A 24,828-nucleotide genomic window follows, 5' to 3' on the forward strand; every position below is an offset into this window, starting at 1 on the left:
CCGTCAGGGGGCCGGGCGGGGGCGGCTCCGGCCCGACCGCAGGATGTACAGGCTCACGAGCAGGGCCCAGGCCGGGAAGACCAGCTCGGACCAGGGCAAGGCCGAGCCCGCCACCAGCAGCACCAGGCCGGCGAGGTACCCGGCCAGGGCCAGCGGGCGCGGGAAGACCCCGAGCCGGCGGCCGATCGTGGAGGTCGCGAACACGAACACGGCGGCCATCCGCATCCCGTACGTGGTGAGCAGGGTGTACGCGAAGTGGCGGCCGAACTCCTGGGGCTGATCGGCGTCCAGCACCGTCCCGGCGGCCGCGGCGGCGCCGAAGAGGCAGGCGACGAAGATCAGCCCGCTGCCCAGGAAGACCGTGGCGACGAACCGGTCCTCGGCCTCGCCGGAGTGCTCCCGCAGTGCGCCCATGAACCAGAGGAAGGCGATCCCCGCGAAGGGGACGAGCTCCAGCGCGGTGGTCACCGCGTCCCGCTGCCCCGGGGTGACCTCGACCTCGGCCGCGCCGCCTCCTTCGGGCAGGCCGATCCGGGCCAGCACGATCGCCGCTGCCATGAGGACGGCGAAGAGGATCCCCGCGAGCCCCGCCGCCCCGGGGGTGCTCAGGCTCTTTAGCGGGGCCGTTCCCGGGGCTTCTGGTCTCATGCGTCCAGCAAGCCCGGGGTGGAGCGGTGGTGCCAGCGGGGCCGCGCGCCCGGGTGACACGGGGTCCGGGCTCCGAGCCCGTGAGGCCGATGTAAGAAATCATTGACACCAGGTATGAATCCTTTTACCTTCGTGATGTCAAAGTTCTTTTACATGGGGGCGGGTGCGGTCGTGACCTTCGAAGAGAAGCGCGCATGGATCATGGGGGTGGTCGCGGTCATCGGGTACGCGGTCTACCTGGCCCTCGTGCTGGGCGGGTCCGGCGAAGGCATCCCCCTCACGGAGCTTCCGTACGTCACGCCGCTGCTCCAGACGGTCGGGGGCGCCGGCATCGCCGCGATCCTCCTCAACATCGCCGTGGCGGTGTCCAAGCCCGGCGAGGCCGACGCCAAGGACCAGCGTGACAAGGAGATCGGCCGCCTCGGCGAGCATGCCGGGCAGTCCTTCCTCGTCATCGGCGCCGTGACCGCGCTGATCCTCTCGATGGCCGGCGCGGACCGCTTCTGGATCTCGAACGCCCTCTACCTGGGCTTCGTCCTTTCGGCGGTGCTCGGCTCGGTGGTCAAGCTCGCCGCCTACCGCTGGGGGTTCCAGTCGTGGTGAAGCCGACCGGGATCACGAACCGGATCAGGATCCTGCGCTTCGAGGGCGGGGAGATGACCCAGGCGGAGCTCGCGGAGCGCATCGGCGTGACCCGCCAGACCGTCATCGCCATCGAAAAGGGCCGCTACTCGCCGTCGCTGGAGACGGCCTTCAGGATCGCCCGCGTCTTCGCCGTACCGCTCGAACAGGTATTCCACTATGGGGACGAGGAAGGGACGGCGCCGTGAAGGCGATCGTGCAGGACACGTACGGCTCCAGCGAAGTACTGGAGCTCAGGGAGATCGAAACGCCGAGACCGGGCACGGGAGAGGTGCTGATAGCCGTCCGGGCCGCCGCGCTGGACGCGGGGGTCTGGCACCTCATGAGCGGCAAGCCCTACCTGCTGCGGCTCCTCGGCTACGGTCTGCGCGCACCCAGCGTGCCCGTACCCGGCCGGGAGGTCTCCGGGCGGGTCGAGGCGGTCGGCGAGGGGGTCAGCGCCTTCCGGGCGGGGGACGAGGTGTTCGGCATCTGCGAGGGCTCCCTCGCGGAGTACGCGACCGCCCGGCAGGACAAGCTGGCGCACAAGCCCGCCGGGATGCCCTTGGAAGAGGCGGCAGCCCTGCCGATCTCCGGGCTCACCGCCCTCCAGGCCCTGCGCGACGCGGGGCGCGTACGGCCAGGGCAGCGGGTCCTGGTCATCGGCGCCGCTGGCGGGGTCGGCACCTTCGCGGTGCAGCTGGCCAAGGCCTACGGGGCGCACGTCACCGGCGTGTGCAGCACCACGAAGACGGAGCTGGTGCGCGGGCTCGGCGCGGACGAGGTCATCGACTACACCCGCGAGGACTTCACGGACGGGGCCCTGCGCTACGACCTCATCCTGGACATCGCCGGCAACCGCCCGCTGGCCCGGCTCCGGCGCGCGCTGACCCCGCGCGGGACGCTCGTGATCGTCGGCGGCGAGGGCGGCGGCCCCTGGCTGGGCGGCATGGGCCGGGTCCTGTGGGCCGTGCTGCTGAACCCCTTCGTGCGCCACGGCCTCAAGGGGTTCGTCTCCGCCGAACGCCAGGCCGACCTGGAGGTCCTGGGGCGGCACGTCGAGGACGGCACCCTGTCCCCGGCCGTCCACCGCACCTGCGGCCTCGCCGAGGCCCCGGAGGCCATCGCCGGGCTCCACCGGGGCGAGGCCCGCGGAAAGGTGCTGATCACGCCCTAAGGCGTGGGCGCCGTGCCGGTGCCGGACGTGGTGGAGCCCGGCGATGGCCTCCGGGCTCCACCGGGGCGAGGCCCGCGGAAAGGTGCTGATCACGCCCTAAGGCGTGGGCGCCGTGCCGGTGCCGGACGCGGTGGGCGCGCTCGGAGCGGTGGATGCGGCCGGGGCGCCGGGCGCGGCTGACGCGGTGGGCGCGGGCGGCGTGCCGGGTGCGGCGGAGGTGCCGGGTGCGTGGGACGCGCCGGGTGCGGCGGGGGCCGCGGGCGCGGCCGGGGTTCCGGGGGAGCCCGACGGGGTGGCGCCGGGCGTGGCCGTGGGGGACTCCGGAGCGCAGATGATCTCGTCGCGCGGTGTGTAGTGCGTACGGAACGTCTCGCGGCCGACCTCCTGGCCGTCGCGGACGAAGACGCGGTCGACGGAGACGTCGAACCCTTCCAGCGGGGTCTGCGCCTCGCAGGTGGGGCCCGTCACGGTGCGCTTCGCCGGCGGCGTGACGTTCGTGCGCGGGCCCTGGGTCGCGCGGATCTCGTCGTACTGCTTCGTTCCGAGCAGGGTGACGGTCACCGAGGTGGAGGTCGAGGAGGCCCGGACGGTCACGGGATGCCCCGAGTCGTTCTGCCAGCGCAGGTCGAGGGTGCCCCAGGCGACGGTGGCCTCGCGGCCTTCCGGGTACCGCTCGATGTAGAAGGAGTGGGCCCCGTGCTCCACGGGCTTCAGGCCCGCGAAGAACATGGCGTTGTACATGGTCGTCGCGACCGCGGAGACCCCGCCGCCGGGGGACTTCACGTAACGGCCGTCGTTGATCATGATGCCGTCGACGAAGCCGTTCTCCTCGGTCCGCTCGCCCACCGCCTGGTTGAAGCTCCAGATGTCGCCCTGCTGGACGACGGCCCCGTTGATCAGTTCCACGGCGCGCGCGATGTTGTGGGTGCGGTAGGGCGCGGCGGGATAGGCGACGGTGAAGGTGGAGAGGACCTGCTGCCCGACGGCTGCGGGGGCCGGGGTGCTGGCGGTGGCGCTCGCGCTCGCGCTGGCGGTGGCCGTGGGCTCGGCGGTCCGGTCCGGGGCTGGCGTGCCCGCGGCGGCCGCGGAACCGGCGGAGAGGCCGCCGAGGCCGAGCACGGCGGCCGTACCGGCCGATATCAGGGCGATCCGCGTGGTGGCCGTACGGCCGTGGGCGCGTCGCATGTCTCTCCCTGTCACTTCGGAATCCGAACTACACAAGTTTGGTCCAAATCGGACCAAAAGGGTGAGAAATGTGCCCGGTCTCACGGTGCGGGGCGGCGGGCCGCGGAGGGGACCGGACCCGCCTACGGCACCGAGCGGATCCGGCGGACCAGCAGCGATCCCGCCACGGCCAGGACGCCCGCCAGCGTGTACAGGGCCGTGTACCCGCCCAGGTGGGTGACGACCGGCGCCGCGATCACCGGGGCCAGCACCTGCGGCAGCGCGTTGGCGATGTTGATGACGCCCAGGTCCCTGCCCCGGTCCTCGGCCGTCGGCAGCACGTCCGTGAGCAGGGCGAAGTCCACCGCCGTGTAGACGCCGAAGCCGAGGCCCAGGATGAGCGAGGCGACGACGGCGCCGGTCCAGGTCTGCCAGCCGGCGAGCAGCAGCGTGGCCGCGGCGATGACCAGCCCCGACCGTATGACGTAGGACTTCCGGCGGCCGGTGCGGTCCGACCGGATGCCGCTGATCACCACGGTGGAGAGCAGGGTGAGGGCGTTGAGCGCCGTGAGGATCAGGACGCCGGTGTCCGCGTCGCCCCGGTAGCGCACGGCGTCGGTGAGGTAGTAGAGCAGGTACATCGTGCTGATCGAGTACGAGAGGTTCATCAGGAACCGGGTCAGCCAGGCCCAGCCGAAGTCGGGATGGCGGCGCGGGTCGATCCAGAAGCCGGTCAGGAAGCCGCGCCACCGGAAGGCCGGCCGGGCGGCGGGGGCGAGCACCGAGTCCCGCCGCATCAGCACGTACGGCACCGCCGCGAGCACGCAGAAGGCCGCGCAGGACAGGTAGCCGGCGGTGATGCCGCCCGCGACGGTGGCCAGCGCCGTGCCGACCAGGATCCCGATGACCTGGGAGACGCCGAGCCAGCCGCCGACCAGCCCGCGCTGTCGGACCGGTACCTGGTCGGGTACGGCCGCGGTGAGGGCGGCGAAGGCGGCGTTGAGGGCGAGCTGCACCAGGCACCAGCCCGCGATCACCACCGCGACGCTCTGCGCGAGCCCGAGGACCACGAGGCCCGCCGCCCCGCCCGCCACCCCGGCGACCACCCAGGGGATGCGGCGGCCCGCGCGCGCCGTCGTACGGTCGGACAGGGCTCCGAAGACGGGATTGGCGACCATCGAGACGGCCGCCCCCAGTCCCGTCACCAGCGCGAGGGTGGACGCCTTGCCGTCCGGGGTGAGGAACTCGGCCTGGCGTGCCAGGAGCAGTTGCAGCGGGCCGAACCAGCCGACCCAGACCCCGAGGTTCGCGAGGGACAGCGCGCTCACCCACCGGCCGCCGGGCGGCGTACCGGCCGCCGCGGCCGACGGGGCCTCGGCCTTCGGCCCGGCGGTCACCTGCCGCTCTTGATCAGGTCGCGGTACCAGGCGTACGACTCCTTGGGGGTCCGGGCGAGGGTCGCGTAGTCGACGTGGACCAGGCCGAACCGCTGCCGGTAGCCCTCCGCCCATTCGAAGTTGTCGAGGATCGACCAGATGAAGTAGCCGCGGACGTCGGCCCCTTCGGTCATCGCCTCGTGCAGGGCGCGCACGTGGCCCTCGTGGTAGGCGATGCGGCGCGCGTCCTCGATCCGCCCCGTGCCCGGGTCCGGCCCGTCCCCGTACGAGCAGCCGTTCTCGGTGATGTACAGCGGCGGCAGCCGGTCGCCGTAGCGCTCGCGCAGGGTGGCGAGCAGTTCGCGCAGCCCGTCCGGGACCACCGGCCAGTCGAAGTCGGTGCGCTCGTACCCCTCGATCTCCCGGATGCCGAAGGGGAGTCCGGACGGTATCTCGATCCCGCCGAAGGCGGAGCCGCCGGCCGGGGTGGGGGCGCCGACGAGCATCGGGTTGTAGTAGTTGACCCCGTACCAGTCCAGCGGGGCCGAGATCGCCTTGAGGTCCTCGGCCACCGGCCCGGGCAGCAGGGACTCCAGGCCGTCCGGGTAGGCGCCGGTCAGGATCGGGTCGGCGAAGAGGCGGTTGGTGAGGGTGTCGTACAACGCGGCGGCGGCCCGGTCCTCCTCGCTCTCGCCGGCGGTCCAGACGGGGCTGTGCGAGGCGGCTATGCCGATGTGGCGGGCGCCCGCCGCGCGCAGGGCCTGTACGCCCAGTCCGTGGGCCAGGAGCTGGTGGTGGGCGGCGGGCAGGGCGTCGAAGACGAGCTGCTTGCCGGGGGCGTGCTCGCCGAGGCCGTAGCCGAGGAGGGTCACCTCGGCGGGCTCGTTGATGGTGATCCACATGGGCACGCGGTCGGCGAGCCGCTCCGCCACCACCGAGGCGTACGCCGCGAAGCGCTCGGCGGTGTCGCGCTCCAGCCAGCCGCCCCGCTCCTCCAGGGCGAGCGGGGTGTCCCAGTGGAAGAGGGTGGGCACCGGATCGATCCCCGCGGCGCACAGCTCGTCGACGAGGCGGTCGTAGAAGCCCAGCCCCGCCCGGTTGACGGTTCCGTGCCCCTCGGGCAGGACCCGGGACCAGGAGACGGAGAACCGGTAGGCGTCCACGCCCAGTCCGCCCATCAGGGCCACGTCCTCGCGGTAGCGGCGGTAGTGGTCGGTGGCCACCTCCGCGTGCGAGCCGTCCTTGACGCGGCCCTGTTCCCGGGTGAAGGCGTCCCAGGAGGAGGGGCCCCGGCCGTCGGCGGTGGGCGAGCCCTCGATCTGGAAGGCGGAGGCGGAGACCCCCCAGCGGAAGCCGGCCGGGAAGCGGGGTACGGGCTGTGCGGGCGGAACGGACGTGGTCATGCGGGCTCGCTTCGGTCGGGGACGCACGGAATCCCCGGCGCGCGCGAGTACGGGGACGCACGCCGTCGGGCGCGCTGTTCACGGCACTTTCGGGTCCCCGGACCCGCCCTGTCAATGGAAAGTGAACAATTCTCAACTTTCGTCGGAGCGGGCCGCGTCGAGCAGGGCGAGTTGCTCGGAGCCGGCCTTCTCCAGTTCCCCGGCGAGCTCCCGTGCCTCCGCGGCCCCGCCCGAGGCGCGTTCGCCCGCGCAGAGCAGCAGGGACTGGGCGAGGTGGGCGCGCAGGGCGGCGGTGAAGACCCGGTCGAATTCCGCCCCCGACAGCGCTCCGGCCCTCCGTACCGTCTCGGAGCTGACCATGCCCGGCATGTCGTGCCCCTCGTGGGGGCGCGTGTCGGGTGCTCCGGAGAGGGCCAAGAGTGCGCGCAATCGGCCCAGTTGGGCCCGCTGCCGGTCCGCCGCCCGCTGCGCGAACCGGGCCAGCGCCGGATCCCCGGCCCGGGCCGGCGCCAGATCCGTCAGCAGCCGGGCCCGCTCGTCCATCGGGATCATCAGCTGGATCCAGGCGATGTCCGTGGAGTTGAAGGCCGCGGCCCGCGGCGTCCCGGCCACCGGCTGCGTGGTGCAGCCGGAGACCAGGAGCGCCGCGAGCAGCAGCACGGACGCGGCTCGCCGGGTCAGAACGTACCGGCGGAGTTGCACTTGGCGCTCTGTACGACGCAGTCCTTCACGCGCTGCCCCAGGGCCGCGTCCTCCCAGGCGTTGAAGAAGTCGCCGTGGATGGAGGAGGCCATGCCCGAGGACAGTGAGAGGCCGTCCGGGTTGCCGCCGGTCGGGTAGCCGATCACGAAGGAGACGGAGGGGATGGCCACGGGGTAGGCGCCCCCGCACTTCCCGTTGACGGTGGTGAAGGAGACGTGCGACTTGTGGTCGGGGCTGTCGAGGTGCTTGCCGTCCCAGCAGTCGGGAAAGACGAGCTGGTACACGAGTTTGGCGTTCGGCGCGCACACCGGCCAGTTGCCGTCGGCACTGCGGCCGATCTCGCCGCCCTCGCCCGCGCACCAGAACTGGTTCACCGAGCCGGCCGGGGTGGGTATCTGCGACTTGGCGTTGCCCGCGATCATCCGGAAGCCCTGCGGGAACGGCACCGTGGCCGTGGGGTCGGACAACCGGGACCCGTAGTAGACGATCATGCCTTCGGGTTCCACTGCCTTCCCGCGCTCGTAGAGGGTCGGGATCCAGTAGCTGGAGAGGTCCTTGGCGGGGGTGCAGCTCGTCGCGGTGTGCGCGGCGAGGGACTCCGCCGTGCTGAACGCGTCCGTGCTGCGGTTGCCGAAGAAGCTGTGCATGTGGGACGCACCCGGCAGGCCCGGGGCCACGATCGGGTCGTCGGGCTTGGAATGGCTGTAGACGCAGGTGGCGTTGAACTCCGGGACCCGGACGGTGTTCGCCGGCACCGGCGCGGGGGCCATCGCCCGGAAGGACGCCAGCTGCGCGTCCCACTTCGCCTGGTCGACCTTGACCCAGCCCTGCGAGGAACCGGCGGCGAACGAGAACCAGTTGATGTTCACGAAGTCCCCGGCCCCGCTGCCGCGCAGGACCGCGAACACCGACTGCGGGCCTGCGGGATGGGCGGCCACGTCGGCGGTCCGCGTCGCCCAGCTCTGCCAGCCGCCGGTGGAGGTGATGTCGAACTGCGCGAGCAGCGGGCCCGTGGTGGACCCGGTGCGCAGCTCGACGGCGCCGCTCCCCCCGACCGCGGAGGCCACCCGGGCCGAGACGGTCAGGGGGCCGGAGGCGCCCAGGTCGACGTTGTCGAAGCGCATCCAGTCGCCGTTCGCCAGGTACGCGGCGTTCTGGCCGCCGCCCGTGTCGCCGGTCGTTTCGACCTGTACGCCGGACTGCGCCGCGTACGACTCCGCCTGGACGAGCACGGTGTCCGCGGCCCGGGCAGGAGTGCTGGTCACCGTGGCTCCGAGGCCCGCGGCCAAGGCCGTGGCCAGGGCGCCCGCGAGGAGGGCGTGGAGCGTGAACCGGGGTTTTCGCATGGCGATTCCTTGCCTGCCGGTGGGGTGGGTGGGGAGGAGGGCGGAGCGGAGGAAGGGGGCCGCCCGGCGGCGGTGACGCGGGCAGCCCCCTGCCGGTCAGTGGGTCAGTGGGTCACTGGTAGACGCGGACGTAGTCGACGAGCATCCGCGCCGGGAACGGCGTGGTGGCGTCCGTCGGGCCGGGCCAGTCGCCGCCCACCGCGAGGTTGAGGATCATGTAGTGGGGGTGGTCGAAGATCCACGGCCCGCGGGTCCGTTCCACCGTCTCCTTGTCGAGCGTGAAGACGGTCCGCCCGTCCAGGCTGTAGACGATGCCCTTGCTGTTCCAGTCGGCGGCCCAGACGTGGAAGTCGTCGGAGAAATCGGCGTCCTGGGGCAGCTTGTACGGGCCGCCGATCCCGCCGCCGCCGTTGTAGGCGGGCGCGTGGACGGTGGAGTACGAGGTCTTCACGTCCTTGCCGAGGACCTCCATGATGTCGATCTCCCCGTTGTACGGCCACGGCCGCCCGGTCAGGAAGTCACCACCCATCATCCAGAACGCCGGCCACAGCCCGTTGCCCTTGGGAACCTTGATCCGGGCCTCGACGCGCCCGTACGTGAACTGGAACGTGGCCCCGGTGTTCATCCGCGCCGAGGTGTACTGGCAGGTGGTGCTGCCCGTCAGCGGGTCGGGCGGGCAGCCCTTGCCGGGCGTGGCCTCCTTGCGGGCCTCCATGACGAGGTGGCCCGCGCCGTCCGTCGCGGCGTTCTGGTGGTCGGTGTAGTACTCCAGCTCGCCGTTCTGCCCGGTGCCCGGGTCCGCGCGCCACTTGGCCGGGTCGGGCTTGCCGGCCGCGGGGCCGTCGAACTCGTCGCTCCACACCAGCCGCGGCGGGTTCGCCGGGTCCGGCGGCAGCGGCGGGGGAGTCACCGGGGCGCCGCCGGTGCCGTACACCTGGAACTCCCACAGGGAGTAGCCGTACGGGGTCGCGCGCTCGGTGCCGTACATCCGCACGTACCGCCCGGAGCCCGAGACGGTGAGGGTCTGCTTGAAGCCCGTGCCCGCCGTCGTGGAGTAGACCGGGGTCCAGGCGATCCCGTCCGGGGAGACCTGGATCTGGAAGGACTTCGCGTAGGCCGGGTCCCACTGGAGGACCACCTTGTGGATCTGCGCGGGCGCGCCGAGGTCCACGGAGATCCAGCCGGGATCCGTCCAGCCCGTGGTGGGGCTGGTCGCCCAACGAGAGGCCGGGTCGCGGTCGAAGGCCCTGGCCGGGGTGCACTCCCAGCAGTTCCCGTCGGCCTGCGAGGAGGAGGCCGCGCCGGTCCTGCCGTACGAGAGGAGTGCGTCACCCGTGCCGGTGCCCGGGGTGCCGTAGACCTGGAACTCCCAGAGGGAGTAGCCGTATCCAGTGGCGCGCTGGGTCCCGTACATCCGTACGTAGCGGCCGGTTCCGGAGACGGTCAGGTTCTGCGTGCCTCCGGCGCCGGAGGTCGTCGCGTAGACCGTGGTCCAGTTCGCGGCATCGTCCGAGACCTGGATCTGGAACGCCTTGGCGTACGCGGCCTCCCAGGCGAGGGAGACCCTGCTGACCGTGGCGGCGGCACCCAGATCCACCTGGATCCACTGCGGGTCCGCGAAGGCGCTGGACCAGCGGGTGCCGGCGTTCCCGTCGACGGCGCTCGAAGGGCTGTAGCCCGGCTCGCTGCCGGAGACGGTGACGGATCTGCCCTGCGAGAGCAGGGATTCGGCGGCGCGGGCGGGGGAGGCGGGGAAGGTGCTGAAGGTGAAGAGGGTGAGCGCGACGGCGATGAGTAAGCCGAGGCGGCGCAGCGACGGAGGCACGGCGGCTCCTGGAAGCGAGTGGGGAGGGCAAAACGCGGGGGAAGTGAGGGAGCCGGGGAGCGCTCCCTGAGGGGTGAGGATGGGGCGGGCCCCCAGGGCTGTCAAGGTGTCGCGTCATCCGATGGACATACCGGCGACTCCGGTTCGTCCACGGATGGAGCGTTCTCTCGGTGCCCGCACGTCTCCCGGTGAACCGCGCTGACCAGGGAGAAGGCGGAGCGGGCCGCCGTCCGGCTGCGATCGCGCGCAATCCCCTCCGAGGCGCGGACTGTTGACAGCCGATCAGGCTCCGGTCCACCATCGCGGGAGAACGCTCCCCGCGAGCCGTCCGTCCGACCCGGCGGCGCCGCCGAACGGAACGGGCCGGAATTGAGAAGACCCACGCTGGAAGTGGTCGCCGCCCGCGCGGGCGTGTCCCGATCGAGCGTCTCCCGTGTCGTCAACGGGGAGACCACGGTCGCGCCCGAGATCCGCGAAGTCGTCCTGCGGGCCGTGCGCGAACTGGGCTACGTGCCCAACGCCGCCGCCCGCAACCTGGTCACCCGCCGGACCCACGCGGTCGCCGTCGTCGTCTCCGACCCACCCCAGGGGGTGGTCTCCGACGACCCCCTCTTCTCCACCGTGGTCCGCGCCGTCAGCAGGGAACTGGAAGCCGCCGGAAAACAGGTCGTGCTCATGCTCGCCGAATCCGACCGGAGCCGCGCCCGGGTAGAGGAGTACGTGGCCGGCGGCCACGTGGACGGAGTCATGCTCGTCGCCCTGCACGGCACGGACCCGCTGCCCGCGGCCCTGGCCAGGACGGGCCTGCCGGTCGCCTCGTTCAACCGCACCTGCGCCCCGGACGTGCCGTACGTGGAACTGGACAACGCGGCCGGCGCCGCGCTCGCCGTACGCCACCTCCTGGAGCGGGGCCGGCGCCGGATCGCCACCATCACCGGACCGCTGGACCTCTTCGAGTCCCGCGAGCGCCTCGACGGCTACCGCACGGCCCTGCGCGACACCGGCCGCCGCTCCATCGTGGCGCTGGGCGATTTCACCCGGGCCTCCGGAGCCGAGGCCATGCGGCAGCTGCTGGAGGACGATCCGGAACTGGACGCGGTGTTCGCGGCCAACGACCTGATGGCCATCGGCGCCCTGCGGACCCTGCGGCAGGTGGGCCTGCGGGTCCCCGAGGACGTGGCCGTCGTCGGCTTCGACGACATCGAGGCCGCCGCCTACACCGTCCCGGCCCTCACCTCCGTCCGCAGCCCCATGGCCGACCAGGCCACGGCCACCGTGCGGCTGCTCCTGGGCCTGATCGAGGGCGGCTCCAGGGACCGGGTGCTCATGCCGAACGACCTAGTGGTCCGCGAATCCTCCTGAGGGAAGCGCTCCCTCAGGCACCGCTTCCCTCAGGCACCGCTTCCCTCAGGCACCGCTTCCCTCGGAGGAGCCCGTGACGTGCTGGACGTGCCGTAGGCCCGGACCCGCGAGGACCTCGTGCAACTGCTGGAATACCTGCCGGGCGCCCACGGCGTTCCAGTCGGCGGGGAGCAGCTCGGCGGGGAGACCCGGGTCGAGGTAGGGCAGCCGGCGCCACTCCGTGAGCATCGGCACGTAGTGGCGGAAGGCCTCGCCGGGGTCGATGCCGTCCCGCGGGGCGAGCTTCGCGGCGACCGGTGCGTACGAGCCGGTGAACGTGGCGTACTGGGCCTGGATCGCGGGGAAGTCCCACCAGGAGCTCACCGCCTCCGGCAGGTCGCTGAACGCGGCGTAGTCGGCGGCGGCGAACAGGTGGACGTACTCGCTGAGGCCGAGCCGGACGAGCATGTCGCGGGCGTCCTCCAGCAGCCGGCCCGGCGCCAGCCACACGCCGGGGGCGATGTTGCCGAAGCCGAGCCAGGTCAGCCTGGTGCGCAGCTGGTAGCGGTGGGAGCGCTCGGACTCCGGTACGGAGAACACCGCCATGGCCCAGCCGTCCGCGAGGTCCGCCGGTTCGAGGCTGGCGAAGATGCGCCGGTCGCCGGCGTCGAAGACGGGGTGGACGGCCGCGCTCAGCCGGTACCCGGTGGCTCCGCGCCGCTCCGGTTCCAGGACGCCCTTCTTCTTGAGCCGGGAGATGGCCGAGCGCACGGCCTGGCTCTCCACGCCGAGCTCGGACATGAGCGTGATCAGGTCGGCGACGCTGATCCAGCCGCCGCTCCCGCGCACGAAGGCCCCGTAGACCGTACTGATCAGCGAGCTGGGCCTGAGGGGGCTGTCCGACATGATCACCTTCCCGTGGTGTGGGGTGGTGATCCTATCGAGGGGTGGCGGCCGGACCGCCCCCGCTCACCCCGAGGCCCGCGCCCCCGGGTGCAGGGGAGCCTCCGCGTACGCGCCGGAGAGGAGGTGGCCGGCGCCCGGCGCGACGGCCGGCAGGTCGAGCGCGCGCAGCATCTGATGGGCGGTGCAGACGGCCGCCGAGACGACCGGCTTGCCGAGGAGCTGCTCGGCCTCCTCGATGGCTCCGAGCGAGGGCATCTGCACGCAGGCCGACAGGACGACCGCGTCCGCGTCGGCGTAGTCCAGCGCGCGGGCCAGGCCGGGGAGCCTGGCCGGGTCGTGGGCGGCCACGTCGAGGTTGTTCGGGATCTCCAGGGCGTGGTGGTCGAGGACCTCGATGCCCTCGTGCGTGAGGTAGTCGACGACGGTCTGGGTCAGGGGGCGCATGTACGGGGCGAGCAGGGCCACCTTCTTGGCGCCCATGGTGTGCAGCCCGTGGACCAGGGCGCCGGCGCTGGTGACCACCGGGGCCGGGGCCCCGTTCTCCACGGTGCGCGCGTGGAGGCGCTCCTCGGAGGTGCGGTGGTAGCCGAGGCCCATGCTCATGATGGCGACCAGACAGGCGTAGCCGAGCACGTCGACCCGCGCGTCCGAGAGCTCCACGGCGCAGCGGTCGGAATCGGCGTCCATGGCCTTGAGCTGCTCCGGCGTCACATGGGTCATGCGCATGCGGCTGGAGTGGAAGGTGAAGCGGTCGTCGGGCGCGATCTCCATGCGGGCGCGCAGGATCGCGGGCACCTCGGTCTCCATGGTGACGTTGGAACTCGGCACGATCTGACCGATGCGGTAGGTACGGGGCGGCACGGGTGCTCCTCGATGGTCGGGCGGCGGGTGGTGGGGGAGGTGGGCGGCGGGGCTCAGCGGGCGTCGACGACGGGGTTGGCGAGGGTGCCGATGATCTCGACGGTGGCCTCGACGGTGTCGCCGGGCATGAGGAACTCGGGCGGGACCATGCCGGCCCCGACGCCGGAGGGTGAGCCGGTCGCGATGACGTCGCCGGGCTCCAGGGTCACGCCCGAGCTGATGTCGGCGATGAGCCGGGCGATCGGGAACAGCATGTGGCGGGTGTTGGACTTCTGCTTCGTGACCCCGTTCACCCGGAGTTCGAGATCGAGGTCCATCGGGTCCGGAACCTCGTCGGCGGTGACCACGGCCGGGCCGAAGGGGGCGTAGGAGTCCTGCCCCTTGGAGAAGAACCACTGGCCCGAACGGCGCTGGTCGCGGGCGCTGATGTCGTTGACGACGCTGTAGCCGAAGATGTGGCCGTACGCCTCCTCCTCGGTCACCCGGAAGGCGGTCGTGCCGATGACCACGGCGAGCTCGCACTCCCAGTCGAGCTGCGTCGTGAGGTCGGCGTTGTGCAGGATCGGCGCGCCGGGGCCGGTGACGGCGGTGGCGGGCTTGCTGAACAGCACCGGACGCGGGGGCAGGTCCTTGTCGGTGTCCAGGCTCCGGCTGGACTCCGCCACGTGCTCCACGTAGTTCAGTCCCACCCCGATGATCTTGCCGGGGCGCAGCGGGGCGCGCAGGGTGACGTCTTCCAGCCGGTGCACGGCCCCGGCGGGCCGGTCCGCCGCGTCGCCCGCCAGCAGGCGGGCGGCCGTCTCCCGGGCGGGTGCGCCGGCCCGGACGAAGGAGAGCAGGTCGGCGGGCAGTTCGACGCCGGCGTGCCGGGCCAGGGCCGCGAGGTCGTACACCATGCCGTCGACCTCGGCGCCCAGCCGGTCGGCGGTGGCGGTCATCGGCGCGGTCGTGTAGGTCACCAGTCGCATCGGTGGCTCCTCAGGGATAGGGGGTTTCGGGGGCGCGGAGGCAGGTCCCCGCGGGGGTGCGCCGCCGCACCGGGACCGGTGTCAGGGCCGGCGGTCCGGTGCGGCGACGCGGCTCAGGAGGCGGGCTGGTGGCCGCCGTTGTCCGGGTACGCCTCTTCGCGGTGGAAGCCGAGGGAGCGCATGACGGGGAAATCGTTGAAGGAGAACAGGCAGGCGTCCTCGGACGGGTCGAGGTTGTGGTGCTCGTGCCAGGCCCAGGACGGCACGCAGAACATGTCGCCCTGCTTCCACTCGAAGCGTTGCCCGGCGATCACCGATACGCCGTGTCCCTTCGCCGCCGTGTAGATCACCGACCCGGTGTGGCGGTGGGCCAGCGTGGCCTGGCCCGGGCGCAGCAGCTGCATGTGGGCGCTCATGGTGGGCATCACCGAACCGCCGGTCACCGGGTTGGTGTACTCCGCGATGACCCCGTCGTACGGGGAGCCGTCGGTGGCCGAGGCGAGGCCGCGCAGGGCCTCGTAGGTCTGCTCCCAGGGGTAGGCCAGCAGCGGGGAGTAGGGGCGGGTCCACTTCTCGGAGCCGTACGGGAGCAGGTTCGCGGCGTAGGTCAGGACCGAGGAGTTCACCACCTTCCCGGGCTGCTGGTACAGCTCGGGGTGGACCTCGTAGAACCCGGCGTCCAGGGCGTTGACCAGCGGGATGTCGAGGCCGTCCTGCCAGATCACCGGGGCGTCGGCGGAATCGTTGCCGTGCTCGTGCCAGGTGCCGTTCGGGGTGATGGCGAAGTCGCGCGGGCCGACCTTCAGCTTCTGGCCGTCCACGATCGTCCACGCACCGGTGCCCTCGTGCACGAAGCGCAGTGCCGCGGCCTGGTGGCGGTGGGCGGTCATCGCCTCGCCGGGACCCATGATCTGCAGCCCGGTGTACAGGAGTCCCGCCGCCGCACTGACGTCCCTGCGGCCGGGGTTGACCAGCATCACGACCCGGCGGCCCGCGTCGTCGGCCCGGACGAGGCCGAGGGCCTTGTGGACGAGGGGCCGCAGCTCCTCGTAACGCCACAGCACCGGAACGGACCTGGGCTGCGGGTACCAGGGCTCGATGTCGTTGGCCACGGTCCACAGCGCACCCGCCTCGAGGGCTTCGAGCTCGCCGTAGTAGGCGGTGAGTTCGGGGGTGTCGGAGACCCGGGCGCGGCCGAGCGCGGTGTCGTCCTGGTCGGTGGTCATGCGTCCTCCTCGGGGGTGGCGGTGGTCGGCGGAGCCGTGTGCGGTGCGGTGAAAGTGACCGGCAGGCGCGGCCGGTTGTCCACTTCGAGGCGGAAGACGTCGAAGCGGTTGTAGTGCCCGGTGATGTCGTGCATCTGCTTGGGCTGGATGCACCGGTTCAGGTCGATCTCGGCGTAGACGATGCCCTCGACGTCGACGAGCGGCTCCGTGACCGGGCGTCCGTCCGGACCGAAGATGCCCGACAGGGCGCTGCGCGGCCGGGCGAACAGGGCCCGGACCGCCTCGTCTTCGCCGGCGACCGCGTCGACGATCTCGGGGGAGACGGTGGAGCAGGCGACGACCGAGAAGACCTTGCCCTCGAAGCTGTGGGCCGCGGTCCGCACGGCGATGGCCTCCGCCATGTCGTAGTCGGCGGGTGCCACGGGCAGGGCGATGTAGCAGGCCGCGTGCACGAGTTCGCCCTGTGCCAGGAGCGTGAAACGGGCCAGGGTATTGGTGTTCTCCCCGCACGCGAGGGCGCCGATCGGGCCGACGGGCGTCTGGTGGACGCGCAGGGAACTGCCGTCACCACCGGTCCAGGTGAGCTTCTCGGCCCAGGTGGGCACCAGCTTGCGGTGCACGCCGAGCAGTTCGCCGCCGGCTCCGATGGTCAGCAGCGTGTTGTAGAGCACGCCCAGGCTGTGCGGGGCGCGTTCGTTGACGCCGATGACCAGCACGACCCCGTACTGGCGGGCCGCCGCGCGCAGGGTGTCCACGTGCGGCCCGGGAACGTCGATGGACGCGCGCTGCAGGCGCTCGAACCAGGGCGAGCCCTGGACCGGATTCATCGTCCAGTTCCAGTACGGGTAGCCGGGGACGAACGCCTCGGGAAAGACGACGAGTTCCGCGCCCTTCCCGGCGGCCTCCGCGATCAGGGAGACGGCCTTGTCGACGGTGGCGGCGGGATCGAGGTAGACGGGAGCGGCCTGGACGGCGGCCGCGGTGAAGCGGGGCAGATCGGACGGGGTACGGGTCTCCATGGATCTCGGCCGTTCCGTTTCAGAGGGCCGGCGCGGCGACGCGCGGCAGCCATCGCTGGTGCACCGGTGCGGCGGGCCGCCGCAGCAGTTCGAGGCGGGGCGGCACCCGGTCGGTGCGCGCGGCCGGCGGCCGGGCGCTGCCGGCCCGCCAGGACCGGGCCCACGGCGCGGCCGGTCCCCGGTAGCCCTGGGCCACGGCCGCGTGCAGGGTCCACAGGGGGTCGTGGAGCTGGGCGCGGCCCACCGCGCACAGGTCGGCGCGGCCCGCCAGGATCACCGAGTTCACGTCGTCGTAGGTGGAGATCGCACCGACGGCGATGGTCGTCACGCCGATGGTGTTGCGGATCAGGTCGGCGTACGGGGTCTGGTAGCTGCGGCCGAACGGGGGCCGCTCGTGGGACACGACCTCGCCGGTCGAGACGTCGATCGCGTCGGCGCCCGCGGCCGCGAGGGCGCGCGCGATGTGCACGGCGTCCGCCTCGTCGAGGCCGCCCTCGGCCCAGTCGGCTGCCGAGACGCGGACCACGAGGGCCTTCCCGGCCGGCCACACCGCCCGTACCGCGCCCAGCACTTCGAGCGGGAAGCGCAGGCGGCCCGCCACCGGTCCGCCGTACCCGTCGGTGCGCCGGTTGGTCAGCGGAGAGAGGAACCCGGACAGCAAATGTCCGTGCCCGTACTGGAGTTCCAGAACGTCGAAGCCGGCCCGGTCGGCGCGCTCGGCCGCGCGCACGAAGTCCCGTACGACCAGGTCCATATCGGCGCGGCTCGCCTCGCGGGGCACCCGGGCGCCCTCGTCCCAGGGCAGCGGGGAGGCGGCCAGCAGGGGCCCCCCGGCGGCCCGGCGGCCGGCGTGGGTGAGCTGGATGCCCAGGCAGGTGTCGGACTGCCCGTGCGCGAAGGCGGTGATCCGCCGCCAGGCGGCTTCCTGCTCGTCGGTCCACAGGCCGGGGCAGCCCGCGTCGGTCCGGCCGTCGGCGCTCACCGCCGTCATCCCGGCGATGACCAGGGCCGCGCCGCCGAGGGACTGGGTCCCCAGGTGGACGAGGTCGAAGTCGCCCGGGACTCCGTCGCGGGCCGTGGACAGGGCCATCGGGGGTACGACGATCCGGTTGCGCAGGTGCAGGCCGCCGAGCTGGAAGGGGCGGAACATGGGCGGGACCGGCGCCGAGGCATTGACGGCGGTGGTGAACTCCTCGTCGCGCACCCGCAGGTTGTCGTAGGTGACCCGGCGGCTGCGGGTCAGCAGGTTGAAGGCGAACTGGTGCGGGTCCTGGCCCGTGTAGCGGTCGATGTTCTCGAACCACTCCAGGCTGGCCTGCGCCGCCCGCTGCGTGGACTCCACGACCGGCCTGCGCTCGTCCTCGTAGGCTGCCAGCGCGCTCTCCACGTCGGGGTGCTCGTGCAGGCAGGCGGCCAGGGCGAGGGCGTCCTCCATGGCGAGCTTGGTGCCCGAGCCGATGGAGAAGTGGGCCGTGTGCGCGGCGTCCCCGAGCAGCACGGTGTTGCCGCGGCGCCAGGTGCGGTTGCGCACGGTGGTGAAGCGCAGCCACTTGGAGTTGTTGGGGATGAGCCGGTGGCCGTCCAGGTGCTCCGCGAGGATCTCCTCGCAGCGCCGGATGCCCTCCTCGTCGCTGGCGCCGGGCGCCAGGTCGAGGCCGGCGGACCCGGCGAAGCCGCCGCGCTGCCAGGTGTCCTCGTCCATCTCGACGATGAAGGTGGAGCGGGTGTCGTCGTACGGGTACGCGTGCACCTGGAGGGTGCCGAAGTCCCGTTCCTCGACGATGAAGGTGAAGGCCTCGAAGACCTTGTCCGTACCGAGCCACATGTAGCGGCCCGCGCGCTCGTCGAGATCGGCACCGAACGCGTCGGCGTAGGCGGCCCGGGTGGCCGAGCGCACGCCGTCGCAGGCGACCACCAGGTCGTATTCGGCGGCCAGTTGCTCCGCCGGTGGAGCTTGCGTGCGATAGCGGACGTCCACCTCCAGGGCGGCGCAGCGCTCCTGGAGGATCTCCAGCAGCCGCCGGCGGCCCAGAGCGGCGAAACCGTGCCCGCCGGAGGTGAGGGTCCGGCCGCGGTGGCGGACGTCGATGTCGCTCCAGCGGGCGAACTCCGCCGACATCGCGGCGTGTACGGAGGGATCGGCCTGGGCGATGCCGTCGAGGGTCTCGTCGGAGAAGACCACCCCGAAGCCGAAGGTGTCGTCGGGAGCGTTGCGCTCCCAGACGGTCACCTCCCAGTGCGGGGAGATCTGCTTGGCCAGGGCGGCGAAGTACAGGCCGCCCGGCCCGCCTCCGATGACTGCTATGCGCACGGGGCGCCTCCTCGGTGGTTCTCGATCAGTTCTGGGGCCTGCCGGCCGGCCTTCGTGAGGACCTCGCGGACCTCGGCGGGCCAGGGGGTGGTCCCGGTCGCGCGGGCGGCGGAGTGGGCGATGACCATGCGGCCGGTGGCGGCCACCGTGTCGTCCGTGCCGTCTGGGCCGTCCGGGCCCGCCGGGCCCGGTTCGCCGCGAACGGCGAAGGCGTAGTGGAGGGAGCTGGTGCCGACCTTGGTGACCCGCAGCTCGGTCCGTACGGCCTCGCCGAACCAGAGCCGGGCCCGGTAGTCGGCCTCGAAGTGGACCCGGGGCGTACTGCCGAAGAGGTGCGACAGGCCCAGGCGGCGCAGCAGCACGGCCTCGGCCGCCTCGACCCAGCGGATCACGGTGGAGTGGTGGTAGTGGCCCGCCGCGTCGGTGTCGGTCCATTCGACCCGGCGCTCGACGACCACGCTGGGCAGGTGCGGCACCCGCGCCTCGGGACACCCGGCGGCGCAGCCGCCGTCGTCCGGTGCCGGTGCGGCGGGGGCTGACCCCCCTCCCCGGGTGCGGAGTTCGGCACGCCGGAGCTTGCCGGTCTCCGTACGCGGGAGCTCGGTGACGAACTCCACCGCGCGCGGGTACTTGAACGGGGCGATGGCCGCCTTGACGTGCTCCTGGAGCTCGCGGACGGTCTCCGGGGCGGTCGGGACACCGTCGCGCAGGACCACGTACGCCTTGACGAGCATGCCGCGCCGTTCGTCGGGGACCCCGACGACACCGCAGTCCGCCACGTACGGGTGGTCGGCCAGCGCCTTCTCGACCTCGGGGCCCGCGATGTTGTAGCCCGAGGAGACGATCATGTCGTCGCTGCGGGCCACGTACCAGAAGTAGCCCTCGGCGTCGCGGACGTAGGTGTCGCCCGTGATGTTCCAGCCGCCCCGGACGTACGCGGCCTGGCGCGGGTCGTCCAGGTAGCGGCAGCCGGTGGGTCCGGTGACGGCAAGGAGGCCCGGCTGCCCGTCGGGGACGGGAGCACCGTTTCCGTCGACCACCGCGGCGCGGTAGCCCGGGACGGGCCGGCCCGTGGAGCCGGGCCGGATGTCCTCGTCGGCCGCGGAGATGAACACGTGGAGCATCTCGGTGGCACCGATGCCGTCGATGATGCGCAGCCCCGTGGCGGCGTGGAACTCCTCCCACACGGCGGCGGGCAGGGGTTCGCCCGCCGATACGCAGCGGCGCAACCCCGTCAGCCGGTCCGCCGCACCGGCGGCCAGGATCGCCCGGTAGGCGGTGGGCGCCGTGAACAGGACGGTCACGCCGTGTGCGGCGACGAGGTCGGCCAGCTGCCCCGGCGTCGCCGTCTCGACGAGCAGGGTGGCGGCCCCCACCCGCAGCGGGAAGACGACCAGCCCGCCGAGCCCGAAGGTGAACGCGAGCGGCGGGGTGCCGGTGAACACGTCGTCGTGCTGCGGCCGCAGGACGTGCCGGGAGAAGGTGTCGGCGTTGGCGAGCACGTCCCGGTGGAAGTGCAGGGTCGCCTTGGGGCGCCCGGTGGTGCCGGAGGTGAAGGCGATCAGGGCCACGTCGTCCGCGGCGGTGTCCACGGAGGTGAAGACACCGGCCTTGGCCGAGCAGCGGACGGTGAGGTCGTCCTCGCCGGGGCCGCCGTACGAGACCACCCGCGGGGGGACGCCCGAACCGGGGCCCGCTTCTGCATCGTCACCACCATCGGTAGGGGGAGCGGCAGTGGCCGCGGCCTCGAGTTCCTCGAGGTAGCGGTGGTCGCACAGGGCGACGGCGGGCCGGCTGATCTCGCACAGTGCGGCGAGCTCGGCGGCGCGCAGCAGCGGCACCGTGGTGACGGCCACCCCGCCCGCCTTGAGCACGCCGAACCAGGCGGCGACGAGCCAGGGGTTGTTCGGGCCGCGCAGCAGCACGCGGTTCCCGGGGAGCAGGCCCAGGTCCTCCGTGAGTACTTGGGCCACTTGGTTGGCCCGCTGGCGTAGTTCGCCGTAGGTCCAGCGCTCTTCGGCGGTCAGCAGGCAGGGGCGGTCGGGTCCCCAGCGCTCGACGGCGTCGTCGAGGAGGCTGTGGGCGCAGTTGAGCCGGTCCGGGTAGTCCAACTCCGGCAGGTCGAAGTGGAGTTCAGGCCAGAGGTCGAACGGCGGAAGCCGGTCGCGACAGAAGGTATCGGCGTGCGCCGAAGGGGAGAGCTCCATGGGGCGGCACCTCAATCAGGGAGCAGCGGGGGAGATGGGGCAAGTATCTCGATAAATTGGCTGCCGTCAATTCCTCGCTATATTTCTGTGAGGCGATCGACCTCCTGGCGAGCCCCGGACGACCTCCCGGCAACCCCCTGGCGAGACCCCCTGCGCCCCCCTGACGACCCCCCGGCACCCCTGGCGACTCCCTTGGGTCGCCGCTCGGCCCCCTCCCGGACCCCCTCGCGATCGCCTCCCGGTAGACTCCCGGTGCGCGCCGAGCCGCAGTCAGGCTGCCGGCACCCGCACGCGGACGGACTTGCCGAACTCATCGGCCCGGACGCTGAGTTGCCCACCGGCCTCGGTGGCCATCAGGTGCACGATCAGCAGGCCGCGCCCGTCCTCGGCGTCCGGGTCGACCTGGCCCTGCGGCTGCGGCAGCCGGGGCAGCGCGGAGCCTCCGTCGGCGACCTCGAGCTGGAGCCACCCCCCGCGCACCGAGATCCCGACGCGCAGGCGGCCCGCGTCGGCGGCGTGCAGGACGACGTTCCCGACCAGCTCGCTCACGGCCAGCAGCAGGACGTCCGCGATCTCGGCGGCGATTTCCCAGCCGTCGAGCACCGAGCGCACGCGGGAGCGGATCGGGGGGACGGTCGCCGCGGTGGGCTCCGCGGCCCAGTGGTCGACGCCCCGGGCCCGGGAAGTGGCCGTGGCTGCCGTGGCGGCCGAGTCGGCCGGGTCGGCGGCGGACCGTGTGGAGGGGGGTGTGGAGGGGGGTGCGGAGGGGGGTGTGGAGGTGAGCATGGCGTGCTCCCGGAGGGGAAGGCGACGACATTCGCGCGATAGCTCGTGTAACAGCCGGGGAACTCGGACTGCCCGTGCTCTTGTGGTCTGCGGAAACGCGTCGCTAGAGTCTTGATTACACGTGTAACACGCTAAGCCTCCTCCCCGGCCCGCGCAAGCATTTCGGACATACGTTACGAAGCCTTGTCCGTAGCGCTCGGTGCTCGCTCGGGCGCGGAGGGAGTCGCACCTGAACCCCTCGGCCCCCCGGGCCGGGCAGATTGGAAGGGCCGCAATGACGCAATCGCTCCCCGCTGCGATCGAACCGGCGGACATGACCTGGCCGCCGCCGCCGTTCCGGACCCCCGTGTCCGCCGTCGTGGACGCGGACGGGGGCCGCCGCTTCGAGGGCGTCACCTACGCGACCTCGCCCGGCTACCGCCCCCGGCTGCTCGACGTCCACGTACCCGCGGGTGAGGGCCCCTTCCCGGCCGTGGTGTGGATCCACGGCGGCGGCTGGCTGGACGGCGACCGCCGCTACCCGCCGCCGACCGTGCCCGTCGAGCTGCTGCACGGGTCCGTGCTGGGGGCGGGGCTGGCCCTCGTCTCGATCGACTACCGGCACAGCCTGGAGGCCCCGTTCCCGGCCCAGCTCCACGATGTGAAGGCCGCGATCCGCTACGTACGGCAGTTCGCCGGCGTCCTCGGCGTGGACCCTGAGCGGATCGGGGTCTGGGGCGAGTCCGCGGGCGGCCACCTGGCGGCCCTCGCCGGGGTCGTCGGCGCGGGCACCCCGGACGCCGCGGGGCTGGAGGGCGCGCACGGAGTGGGCGCCGGCGACACCGCCGTACGGGCCGTCGTCGACTGGTACGGGGTCTCCGACCTGCTCACCCTCGCCGAACACCCCATGCCGGCCTTCCCACCGATGCCCGGCGGAGCCGAGTTCCCCGACCCGTACGAGGCCCTCCTCGGCGCGTCCGTCGCCGAACGCCCGGAGCTGGCGCGGGCCGCGAGCCCCGTCACGTACGCCGTCGAGGGTTCCGACCCGCCGCCGTTCCTCCTCGTCCACGGAACCCTGGACGGACTGGTTCCCTACAGCCAGAGCGAGGAGCTCGCCGCGGCCCTCGCGAAGGCCGGGGGCGAGGTCGTCCTGACCCCCGTGGAAGGCGCCGACCACATCTTCCTCGGCTCTCCCGACATCGACCGGATCGTGGCCGACAGCGTCGCCTTCCTCGCCCGCCACCTGGCCGCCTGAGCCCCGGAGAGGCCAGTGGCCCGGCCCCGGCCGGACGCCCCGACCGGGGGTGTCCGGCACGGAGCCGGGTCGCTTCCGGATCCGTGCCGGGTCGCCGGTCGCCGGCCGTCACGCGCCGAGGCGGGTTCGGCGCTCTGATCTCGGCCTTCGGCGTCCTTGCCAGCGTGATGCTGCTCGCTCTTGGCGTTCGTGAGTACCGCTCCGGGGCCTCGGTCGTCTGGCTCGTGGCGGGAGCCGTAACCTTCCTCATCGCTTCGTACGCGCTCGTGCGGGACGGTCGGCGGCTCCGCACCAGGCCGTCCGACTGACGGCGCCGGCGTTCCCGCCGGCACGGGCGGTGGCGGGATCACCGCGAAGCGGTGGACGCGATCGCCTGGAGTTCCACACGACTCCGCAGTGGATCCAACTCCCGGAGAAGTACGGCAGATGGGCGAGGCGTCTACAACCAGCAGCGGGCGTGGGCCCTCGGCGGCACCTGGGGGAGCGTGTTCACCGCGCTGGCCGCACAGGCCGCCGCCGTGGTCGCGCGGGATCCCAACGCAACTGACGGTCTCGGCGCACCCAAGGCAGTGTGATGCGGGCGATCGCACCCGGGGCGGCGGTCCGCCGGCCCGGAAGGTCCCGCCTACGAGGTCTCGCGCTGGACCAGGATCGCCTCTATGTCGGGTACGGGCGCGGTGGTGCCCGTCTCGATCAGCTCGTGCACGGCGTCGGCGACCAGGGCGGGCGAGGCGAGCTCCAGGCGGATCGAGGTCAGCGGGGGGTCCTGGAGCGCGGCGAGGACCAGGTCGTCGGAGCCCACGACCGCCACGTCCTGCGGTACGGAGATCCCCTCGGTCCGCAGCGCGTGGAGGAGCAGGGCGGCGTACTCGTCGTTGTACGCGAAGACGGAGTCCAGCCCGAGGCTCCGCCAGCGCCGGGCCAGCGCGGTCGCCGACTCACGGGTGTACGAGAGTTCCACCGGGGTCACGGTGGCCATGTGCCGGGCGGCGACCGACTCGGCGCCGGCGAGCCGCGGCGCGGCGAGGGTGCCGAGGCCGCGCTCCTGGGGCATGACCACGCCGATACGGGTCCGGCCGCGGGCGATCAGGTGCTCGGCGGCCGTGGCGCCGATGAGCGCGTGGTCGAAGCCGATGGTGTGCACGCCCGGTACGGGCCGGGCGGCGAAGGCGATCAGGCCGCGCACCCCGGCGCGTCGCAGCAGCTCGGAAGCCTGCGCGGTGAGGCGGTCGCCATCGAGCGCGATGACGGCGGCCGGGCGCAGTTCGGCCCAGGCGCGGGCGGCGTCGACGGGATCGGCGAAGCGCCCCGCGTGGAGTACCGCGGTGTAGCCGTGCCGGTCCAGCTCGCTGTGCAGGTCGTCGACCCAGTCGCTGACGAGGCGCCCGACCGCGGAGATCGACGCGGGCATCAGGACGAGGTTGCTGCGGCCTGCCCGCAGGGACCGGGCCGCGGCGTGCGGTACGTAGCCGAGCTGCCGGGCGGCGTCGAGGACGCGCGCGCGGGCGGCTTCGCCGACGCGGTGGCCCTGAGTGTCGTTGAGGACGAAGGAGACCGTGGCACGGGACACCCCGGCGAGGCGGGCCACGTCGGCGCTGGTGGGGGACGCCGGAACAGGAGTGTCTTTGGCCATGACGTCGATCGACGCTCCTTTTGATCGGCTCGCTGCCTTCCCTTCGAAGGTTACACGAGTTAGATCAAGCGAGC

General features: G+C 72.7%; 20 protein-coding genes and 2 pseudogenes. 5 read left to right on the forward strand and 17 right to left on the reverse strand.

Annotated elements, in window-relative coordinates; translation table 11 throughout:
- Positions 1–3: 3 nt before the first annotated feature.
- A complete protein-coding gene (locus AC6CKD_RS35810; RefSeq protein ID WP_498333299.1) occupies positions 4–648 on the reverse strand; it encodes a hypothetical protein in 645 nt (214 codons plus the stop codon).
- Positions 649–783: 135 nt separating this feature from the next.
- Here AC6CKD_RS35810 and AC6CKD_RS35815 point away from each other — a divergent pair, with 135 nt between their 5' ends.
- Genes AC6CKD_RS35815 through AC6CKD_RS35825 form a run of 3 tightly spaced genes read left to right on the forward strand, consistent with a single transcriptional unit; the run spans position 784 to position 2,446 of the window.
- A complete protein-coding gene (locus AC6CKD_RS35815; protein WP_498333301.1) occupies positions 784–1,251 on the forward strand; it encodes a hypothetical protein in 468 nt (155 codons plus the stop codon).
- A complete protein-coding gene (locus tag AC6CKD_RS35820; protein ID WP_498333302.1) occupies positions 1,245–1,478 on the forward strand; it encodes a helix-turn-helix transcriptional regulator in 234 nt (77 codons plus the stop codon). The genes AC6CKD_RS35815 and AC6CKD_RS35820 overlap by 7 nt, the downstream gene beginning before the upstream one ends.
- Positions 1,475–2,446, forward strand: coding sequence for an NAD(P)-dependent alcohol dehydrogenase (locus AC6CKD_RS35825; RefSeq protein ID WP_498333304.1), 972 nt, complete (start codon positions 1,475–1,477; stop codon positions 2,444–2,446). Before AC6CKD_RS35820 ends, AC6CKD_RS35825 begins: the two co-directional genes overlap by 4 nt.
- 327 nt (positions 2,447–2,773) lie before the next feature.
- Here AC6CKD_RS35825 and AC6CKD_RS35830 read toward each other — a convergent pair.
- The 6 genes and pseudogenes from AC6CKD_RS35830 to AC6CKD_RS35855 form a co-directional block, all read right to left on the reverse strand.
- A pseudogene (locus AC6CKD_RS35830) lies at positions 2,774–3,421 on the reverse strand (VanW family protein); the annotation flags it as partial.
- A 332-nt stretch (positions 3,422–3,753) separates the two neighbouring features.
- On the reverse strand, positions 3,754–5,007 hold the full coding sequence (locus AC6CKD_RS35835; RefSeq protein ID WP_498333306.1) for an MFS transporter: 1,254 nt from the start codon (positions 5,005–5,007) through the stop codon (positions 3,754–3,756).
- Positions 5,004–6,389, reverse strand: a complete 1,386-nt coding sequence (locus tag AC6CKD_RS35840; protein ID WP_498333307.1) for a GH1 family beta-glucosidase — start codon at positions 6,387–6,389, stop codon at positions 5,004–5,006. Before AC6CKD_RS35840 ends, AC6CKD_RS35835 begins: the two co-directional genes overlap by 4 nt.
- Positions 6,390–6,521: 132 nt before the next feature.
- The gene (locus tag AC6CKD_RS35845; protein WP_498333309.1) at positions 6,522–7,091 is read right to left on the reverse strand and encodes a DUF305 domain-containing protein; all 570 of its coding nucleotides are present in this window, start codon (positions 7,089–7,091) and stop codon (positions 6,522–6,524) included.
- Positions 7,067–8,437, reverse strand: a complete 1,371-nt coding sequence (locus tag AC6CKD_RS35850; RefSeq protein WP_498333311.1) for a DUF1996 domain-containing protein — start codon at positions 8,435–8,437, stop codon at positions 7,067–7,069. Before AC6CKD_RS35850 ends, AC6CKD_RS35845 begins: the two co-directional genes overlap by 25 nt.
- Before the next feature lie 112 nt (positions 8,438–8,549).
- On the reverse strand, positions 8,550–10,262 hold the full coding sequence (locus AC6CKD_RS35855; RefSeq protein WP_498333313.1) for a discoidin domain-containing protein: 1,713 nt from the start codon (positions 10,260–10,262) through the stop codon (positions 8,550–8,552).
- Between the two features lie 369 nt (positions 10,263–10,631).
- Here AC6CKD_RS35855 and AC6CKD_RS35860 point away from each other — a divergent pair, with 369 nt between their 5' ends.
- Entirely contained in the window at positions 10,632–11,624 is a 993-nt protein-coding gene (locus AC6CKD_RS35860) for a LacI family DNA-binding transcriptional regulator (RefSeq protein WP_498333315.1), read from the forward strand.
- A gap of 45 nt (positions 11,625–11,669) precedes the next feature.
- Here AC6CKD_RS35860 and AC6CKD_RS35865 read toward each other — a convergent pair whose 3' ends face one another.
- The 9 genes and pseudogenes from AC6CKD_RS35865 to AC6CKD_RS35905 form a co-directional block, all read right to left on the reverse strand.
- The gene (locus AC6CKD_RS35865) at positions 11,670–12,509 is read right to left on the reverse strand and encodes a PaaX family transcriptional regulator (protein ID WP_498333317.1); all 840 of its coding nucleotides are present in this window, start codon (positions 12,507–12,509) and stop codon (positions 11,670–11,672) included.
- Positions 12,510–12,572: 63 nt separating this feature from the next.
- The gene (locus AC6CKD_RS35870; RefSeq protein ID WP_498333338.1) at positions 12,573–13,316 is read right to left on the reverse strand and encodes a maleate cis-trans isomerase family protein; all 744 of its coding nucleotides are present in this window, start codon (positions 13,314–13,316) and stop codon (positions 12,573–12,575) included.
- A gap of 107 nt (positions 13,317–13,423) precedes the next feature.
- Complete coding sequence (locus AC6CKD_RS35875; RefSeq protein ID WP_498333319.1) at positions 13,424–14,338, reverse strand: fumarylacetoacetate hydrolase family protein; 915 nt, start codon at positions 14,336–14,338, stop codon at positions 13,424–13,426.
- A gap of 113 nt (positions 14,339–14,451) precedes the next feature.
- Entirely contained in the window at positions 14,452–15,564 is a 1,113-nt protein-coding gene (locus AC6CKD_RS35880) for a cupin domain-containing protein (RefSeq protein ID WP_498333320.1), read from the reverse strand.
- Entirely contained in the window at positions 15,561–16,583 is a 1,023-nt protein-coding gene (locus AC6CKD_RS35885) for a carbon-nitrogen hydrolase family protein (protein WP_498333322.1), read from the reverse strand. The genes AC6CKD_RS35880 and AC6CKD_RS35885 overlap by 4 nt, the downstream gene beginning before the upstream one ends.
- A 19-nt stretch (positions 16,584–16,602) precedes the next feature.
- A complete protein-coding gene (locus tag AC6CKD_RS35890; protein WP_498333324.1) occupies positions 16,603–18,894 on the reverse strand; it encodes an oxidoreductase in 2,292 nt (763 codons plus the stop codon).
- Positions 18,885–19,370: an acyl-CoA thioesterase gene (locus tag AC6CKD_RS35895; RefSeq protein WP_498333340.1), complete on the reverse strand. Its 486-nt coding sequence runs from the start codon at positions 19,368–19,370 to the stop codon at positions 18,885–18,887. The genes AC6CKD_RS35890 and AC6CKD_RS35895 overlap by 10 nt, the downstream gene beginning before the upstream one ends.
- Before the next feature lie 54 nt (positions 19,371–19,424).
- Positions 19,425–21,101 (reverse strand): annotated as a pseudogene (locus AC6CKD_RS35900) (AMP-binding protein); the annotation flags it as partial.
- Positions 21,102–21,371: 270 nt separating this feature from the next.
- Positions 21,372–21,887, reverse strand: coding sequence for an ATP-binding protein (locus AC6CKD_RS35905; RefSeq protein WP_498333325.1), 516 nt, complete (start codon positions 21,885–21,887; stop codon positions 21,372–21,374).
- 274 nt (positions 21,888–22,161) lie between these two features.
- Here AC6CKD_RS35905 and AC6CKD_RS35910 point away from each other — a divergent pair, with 274 nt between their 5' ends.
- Positions 22,162–23,121 carry an alpha/beta hydrolase fold domain-containing protein gene (locus AC6CKD_RS35910; protein WP_498333326.1) on the forward strand — a complete coding sequence of 320 codons (960 nt, stop codon included), beginning with the start codon at positions 22,162–22,164 and terminating at the stop codon, positions 23,119–23,121.
- A 625-nt stretch (positions 23,122–23,746) separates the two neighbouring features.
- On the opposite strand, the gene AC6CKD_RS35915 is transcribed toward AC6CKD_RS35910, so the two are convergent.
- Positions 23,747–24,754, reverse strand: coding sequence for a LacI family DNA-binding transcriptional regulator (locus AC6CKD_RS35915; RefSeq protein WP_498333328.1), 1,008 nt, complete (start codon positions 24,752–24,754; stop codon positions 23,747–23,749).
- Positions 24,755–24,828: the final 74 nt, after the last annotated feature.

The sequence above is a fragment of the Streptomyces sp. GQ60 genome (assembly GCF_059758875.1).

Bases quoted from the DNA above. Each gene is read 5' to 3' on its own strand.
- AC6CKD_RS35875 (WP_498333319.1), bottom strand. From the start codon at position 14,338: ATGCGACTGGTGACCTACACGACCGCGCCGATGACCGCCACCGCCGAC.
- AC6CKD_RS35905 (WP_498333325.1), bottom strand. From the start codon at position 21,887: ATGCTCACCTCCACACCCCCCTCCGCACCCCCCTCCACACCCCCCTCC.
- AC6CKD_RS35870 (WP_498333338.1), bottom strand. From the start codon at position 13,316: ATGGAGACCGAGGTGCCCGCGATCCTGCGCGCCCGCATGGAGATCGCG.
- AC6CKD_RS35810 (WP_498333299.1), bottom strand. From the start codon at position 648: ATGAGACCAGAAGCCCCGGGAACGGCCCCGCTAAAGAGCCTGAGCACC.
- AC6CKD_RS35915 (WP_498333328.1), bottom strand. From the start codon at position 24,754: ATGGCCAAAGACACTCCTGTTCCGGCGTCCCCCACCAGCGCCGACGTG.
- AC6CKD_RS35865 (WP_498333317.1), bottom strand. From the start codon at position 12,509: ATGTCGGACAGCCCCCTCAGGCCCAGCTCGCTGATCAGTACGGTCTAC.
- AC6CKD_RS35850 (WP_498333311.1), bottom strand. From the start codon at position 8,437: ATGCGAAAACCCCGGTTCACGCTCCACGCCCTCCTCGCGGGCGCCCTG.
- AC6CKD_RS35885 (WP_498333322.1), bottom strand. From the start codon at position 16,583: ATGGAGACCCGTACCCCGTCCGATCTGCCCCGCTTCACCGCGGCCGCC.
- AC6CKD_RS35880 (WP_498333320.1), bottom strand. From the start codon at position 15,564: ATGACCACCGACCAGGACGACACCGCGCTCGGCCGCGCCCGGGTCTCC.
- AC6CKD_RS35815 (WP_498333301.1), top strand. From the start codon at position 784: ATGTCAAAGTTCTTTTACATGGGGGCGGGTGCGGTCGTGACCTTCGAA.
- AC6CKD_RS35910 (WP_498333326.1), top strand. From the start codon at position 22,162: ATGACGCAATCGCTCCCCGCTGCGATCGAACCGGCGGACATGACCTGG.
- AC6CKD_RS35840 (WP_498333307.1), bottom strand. From the start codon at position 6,389: ATGACCACGTCCGTTCCGCCCGCACAGCCCGTACCCCGCTTCCCGGCC.